This window comes from Epilithonimonas bovis DSM 19482 (assembly GCF_900108115.1).
In the GTDB taxonomy this organism is placed as follows: domain Bacteria; phylum Bacteroidota; class Bacteroidia; order Flavobacteriales; family Weeksellaceae; genus Epilithonimonas; species Epilithonimonas bovis.
In genome coordinates, this window is record NZ_FTPU01000073.1 from 1 (window position 1) to 4419 (window position 4419).

Below are 4419 nucleotides of genomic sequence, written 5' to 3' on the forward strand. Positions count from 1 at the left end.
CCTTTCTTGGTAACGCTCATTAGAAACATGGTTTTGTACCAAATTAAGAATGAAAGATTAGAATTTTGCATAATCGTTCCACTTTTCAAGGAAATTCTTTTACGACACTTTTTGCATTCGTAGCTCCAGATGCTTTTAATCCAGAAATGCTCCTTGTGACCGCACTTGCAAACCACTCCGATTTTATCTCTCTGCTCCTTAAAATGAATTCTGCAATCTTCCTCTCTCCCAAAATGCGTTGTAAAACTAAATATATTCATCTAACTAATTAAATTATAAGTAAATATACGAAATTATGTGTAATTACGGATATTCATAAAAAGAATAATGGAGAATTATTTGATGCCCGAAAAAAAGCAATATCAATTGATTGGAATCAATTTCATCAATTGGCTTTAAGCTACTATGATCACCCCAATCGTGAACTGGAAAATCGTCTGAGTTCCGGGAAATCGTATGTTACTGATACCGAAGGGAAACGAATAAATTTGGATATCAAACTAATGAACAAAGACCAGCAAGATTACATCAGAAAAAACAATAATCCTATTGAACTGAATCATAAAACAGAATACCAATGGTAACGCTATCTGGCGTTATATAATCGAGTGGAAAAAAACGCGCGCCCACAAGACAGAGGTTGTCCCGGCTTTGTACTCTTTGATTGTATCCTGTGCCATGATACAGCTCTTAAGAAGAAATCGCCTCCCACATTTTTTTACTGTATTGATTCTGCCTGATGAATTCTGTTATTTGCCTGTCATTCATTGGCAGTTTATAAGGGCGGCATTCGGGGATGACAATTTCCAAAAAGACATAACCTTTAAATCCGACCTCCTGCAAGGTTTTGTACTGCGCCACAAAGTTAATATGGCCGGTCCCTATCTCTCCCCTGCCCGAGTCGGAGATGTGATAGCTGTCCAAAAGATTTCCAATTTTACGGATCGGTTCCAGCATATCTGTCTCGGCAATATTCATATGGAAACTGTCAAGAACCAATTTCAAATTTTTCGCACCAGACTCATTGTAGATCCTCAATAATTCGTCAGCAGTCTGCACCCATGGCAATTCGTAATGGCAGCAAGCCTCATAGGTCATCATGATATGATGCTGAGCCGCCACCTGATCCAGCCTGCGCACGACTTCTATTATAAAAGCCATAGCTTCCTAGTACGCGGCAATAGCTTTGGTCCAATTGGATAAACCCTGCAGGCATACCATAGGCGAACCAATAGCTTTGGCAAATGCTATGATTTTTGTAAAATAAGCCACCGCATTGTCTATGTTGGGCTGTACACCGGCGGGTGGTTTACATGCTCCGGGATCGTAAGCCAGGATTTCAATATTATGTTTGCGAGCAAGACGGACCACCTCCTCTGCCCTGTACTGGCTGATGTCGCTACAAAACTAGACCGCTTCAAAGCCTGTATCCCTGATTTTAGCAAAAAGCCGGTCAAGATCACTGATGCCGTAAGTCCATGTGATGACGGCAACTTTTGCTTTATTCCCGGTTTCATTCACTCTCATTATATTTCTCTTTTGGTCCTGGCCTGCCACAATTGAAACCGGCATTGCCGCAAAGGCTCCGGACAGCAGCCCCAGTTGTTTTACAAATTTTCTTCTTGAAGCCATATATCTGTTAACAAGTTTGGTTCGTATTTATTTTTATAGGATGGGGCTGGCCATCTTTACCTTTTCTCATAATGGGCCTGCAGTTAATATGAAGTGTTGCAATATACAACTCATTCCATCTGTTGCCTGGTAAGCCAGCAGCGAGCCTTCCTTTATTGAACTGATCATAATCTTATTTTTCCAATTGATTATTTCCACTGGTTATCATTTGGGTGCCTACAAAGATTTCCTGAAGAGATGAACCTTGAAGAAGCTCCGTAAGCTGCCTTTGCAGCATAATCTACCAATTTTGATTGTATAAAAAGGTACAAAAAATCCTGCCAAACTAAACTAAAAACCCGGATCTGACCTACATTTTTGGCAGGCTCCTGTTATAAATAACTTTTTGAAGAGTCATTTCCGATTAGGGAAGCGGCCGTCAAGCTGCCACCAACAAAATATGTGCAGCAAAAAGCAGGCAAACAGCAGCTTATATATGGTAAAGCCATTACTTCTTCGGATAATCAGTATACCAGCCTGTTGCAGTGCATAACAAAAAAATTATTTACAGACACAGGATGGACGGCACTCTTATATAAAGATTTGTGAATTTGGAATCATGGCCAATAAAGCGTTAACCTATCAGGCGTTATTTTTTTTACAGACGACCACACCAAAAACCCGGCAAAGCCTGCCGGGAAAGCCTGCCGGGAAAACCTGTTACAAAAAAAATCTCTCCCATTTTATGTAATGGTAACAGTGCCAATATAGGAAGAGACCGATACTTCCATCAGATCCTGCGACTTAAAAGTCATCCAGGCATGTACTTTTTTACCAATAAGGTTGGGCGGTACCGTGACTGATACAGTGGCATCTGCCCTGGTGGCCATGTTTTCCATCAATACCGGTGAGCGGGTCCCTTCTGCCACATAGAGCAACATCAGCTGGTCGGTTTCACGAGGAGGGTTTCCGCCGCCATTGTTGTACCAGTCCAGCTTGAGCGTGCCGGCAGCAGGCGATGCCAGGCCTGTGGGTACTGCTGCCAACAAGGCTCCCATGGCGAACATAATCTCGGAATACTCCGGTGTGATCTTATTGAGCACAAAGTCCAGCTTAAAGGCATTCAGCAGGTTGGTGATGGCCTGATTATAACTGGATCTCATACCTGTCCTGTATCCAAAATAAAGAGAAGCAAAGGCTTTGTAAGGCAGTATAAAATCATAGCACTGCTTCATCCTCTCCTGAATTAACAGTTGTTTTGCAGAGGGCTGTCCCGTCCTCTTTCTTGGCCGAACGCGGAGGATTTCTGTCCCCGAGACATTGGCAACTACCAAGCGGCCTGTCCTGCCACTTGATCCCGATAATAAAGAATCATTTAATTTTCCCATTTTTAATTGATTTAGGGGGTTAGGTGGACAAAGTTAGCAGGCAGCAGCAGTGCACGTGCCCCATCTGCCACAATTTGCCGGAATTTTCCGTTTGCTTCTAACAAACACCTAGTTGGCTATACAGTTATTTATGCTTTGCTATAGCTTCTATAGGCTTCCTATAGGCTTTGTTATCTCTTAGTATAGGCTTTGGTGCTGGAGAATGACAGCAATTTTATGATCAAAAGCCAGTAAGTACGTGTCCCATACTTAAATTACGGGGTTCCCAACTCAGAGTATGGAAAAAATTCCTTAATTTGGTTCTGCGGATTGCCGGGCTCCTGTTATTTGGGTAAAGCAGGATTGACCTTGTCCCTACACTTCGCATACAGCTTTTTGTCATAATGCATAACAAGTCGTGATGATGGGCTACACCAGCAGTGGTTTAGCATTCAACAACAAAAACTATTTGTTATGAAAACATCATTTCTTTTCAGTGAGAGCCAGATTGAAGCCTGACTTAATGAACTGCATGTATCTAACGGCCAACTTCTGCGCCTCGAAGCCCCGTTCCACAAAGACCATCTGCTCACCGAGGAAGATGTTGCAGCCATCCTGGGGGTGAGCATGCGTACCATGCGTACGTACAGGCAAAAGAAGCACCTGCACTATCTAAAGCTAGAAGGCCGCATCTACTACCTGAAGCTTATCCTTTACATAGATCTCATTCTTTTATGCTACGAAGTGCAACGATGAGGGATGGATACCGGATGGGGATGTTGGATGTTGGATGATGGATGATGGATGATGGAGGTTAGATGATGGACGATGGATGATAGATGATGGATGAAGTACGAATGACGATTTGGTCTAAGTTCACATGATAAGACTGCTACTACGTCAGGTTATAAATGTGATGATGGGCGCAACGATTGTACACAAGAAAGAATACCGAAAGGTTCTGAGGGCTTCCTGAGACACTGCCCTGCGGCCGGCACTCGAAGTGACGGGATTGGGGATGGTGAAGGATGACGGATTTGGTGGCTGGGGAAGAGCCTGGGTTTTGTTTTAGATTTGCCCAGTACTAAAATTATACTTAGGTATACAACAAAAAAAGCTCACCAAAATAAATTGATGAGCTTTAAAAAAAAACTGGCGGCGACCTACTCTCCCGCTTTCGCAGTACCATCGGCGCTAGAGGGCTTAACTTCTGTGTTCGGAATGGGAACAGGTGAGCCCCTCTGCTAAAACCACCCTAAAAAGGTATATGGTTGTTAGTTGTCGGTTGATGGTTGTCGGAGTTTTCCAACAACTGTCAACAATCAACTGTCAACTTTTTAATCGATAAAAACGTTCACAAAGAGAGAACCTTTGTTGCGCAAAAAGCACTTGTATATTGTAACCAATAGGCTATAAATCTACGGGTAATTAGTACTACTTG

General features: G+C 42.7%; 7 protein-coding genes and 1 rRNA gene. 2 read left to right on the forward strand and 6 right to left on the reverse strand.

The genetic code is table 11. The features are described 5' to 3' along the window. Positions 1 to 260 (reverse strand): transposase (locus B0B05_RS15965; protein ID WP_143746064.1); only part of this gene is annotated, 260 nt, incomplete at its 3' end. Positions 261 to 389: 129 nt separating this feature from the next. On the opposite strand from B0B05_RS15965, the gene B0B05_RS15970 reads away from it, so the two are divergent. After that, the gene (locus B0B05_RS15970) at positions 390 to 584 is read left to right on the forward strand and encodes a hypothetical protein (RefSeq protein ID WP_076784566.1); all 195 of its coding nucleotides are present in this window, start codon (positions 390 to 392) and stop codon (positions 582 to 584) included. Positions 585 to 690: 106 nt separating this feature from the next. Here B0B05_RS15970 and B0B05_RS15975 read toward each other — a convergent pair whose 3' ends face one another. From B0B05_RS15975 to B0B05_RS15990, 4 genes are all read right to left on the reverse strand, one after another. Then, complete coding sequence (locus tag B0B05_RS15975; RefSeq protein WP_076784567.1) at positions 691 to 1161, reverse strand: sugar phosphate isomerase/epimerase family protein; 471 nt, start codon at positions 1159 to 1161, stop codon at positions 691 to 693. Positions 1162 to 1167: 6 nt separating this feature from the next. Continuing rightward, entirely contained in the window at positions 1168 to 1371 is a 204-nt protein-coding gene (locus tag B0B05_RS15980) for a hypothetical protein (RefSeq protein WP_076784568.1), read from the reverse strand. A 36-nt stretch (positions 1372 to 1407) separates the two neighbouring features. Continuing rightward, positions 1408 to 1632 (reverse strand): hypothetical protein, encoded by a 225-nt coding sequence (locus B0B05_RS15985; protein WP_076784569.1) that lies wholly within the window; start codon positions 1630 to 1632, stop codon positions 1408 to 1410. 722 nt (positions 1633 to 2354) lie between these two features. Continuing rightward, complete coding sequence (locus B0B05_RS15990; RefSeq protein ID WP_076784570.1) at positions 2355 to 2999, reverse strand: DUF6266 family protein; 645 nt, start codon at positions 2997 to 2999, stop codon at positions 2355 to 2357. Positions 3000 to 3563: 564 nt separating this feature from the next. On the opposite strand from B0B05_RS15990, the gene B0B05_RS17300 reads away from it, so the two are divergent. Then, positions 3564 to 3734 (forward strand): helix-turn-helix domain-containing protein, encoded by a 171-nt coding sequence (locus B0B05_RS17300; protein WP_394332795.1) that lies wholly within the window; start codon positions 3564 to 3566, stop codon positions 3732 to 3734. Positions 3735 to 4128: 394 nt separating this feature from the next. Here B0B05_RS17300 and rrf read toward each other — a convergent pair. After that, positions 4129 to 4236 (reverse strand): 5S ribosomal RNA (gene rrf, locus B0B05_RS16000). Positions 4237 to 4419 lie beyond the last annotated feature (183 nt).

Excerpts from the sequence above, each read along its gene's own strand:
- B0B05_RS15975 (WP_076784567.1), bottom strand. The coding sequence starts at position 1,161 with ATGGCTTTTATAATAGAAGTCGTGCGCAGGCTGGATCAGGTGGCGGCT.
- B0B05_RS15990 (WP_076784570.1), bottom strand. The coding sequence starts at position 2,999 with ATGGGAAAATTAAATGATTCTTTATTATCGGGATCAAGTGGCAGGACA.
- B0B05_RS15985 (WP_076784569.1), bottom strand. The coding sequence starts at position 1,632 with ATGGCTTCAAGAAGAAAATTTGTAAAACAACTGGGGCTGCTGTCCGGA.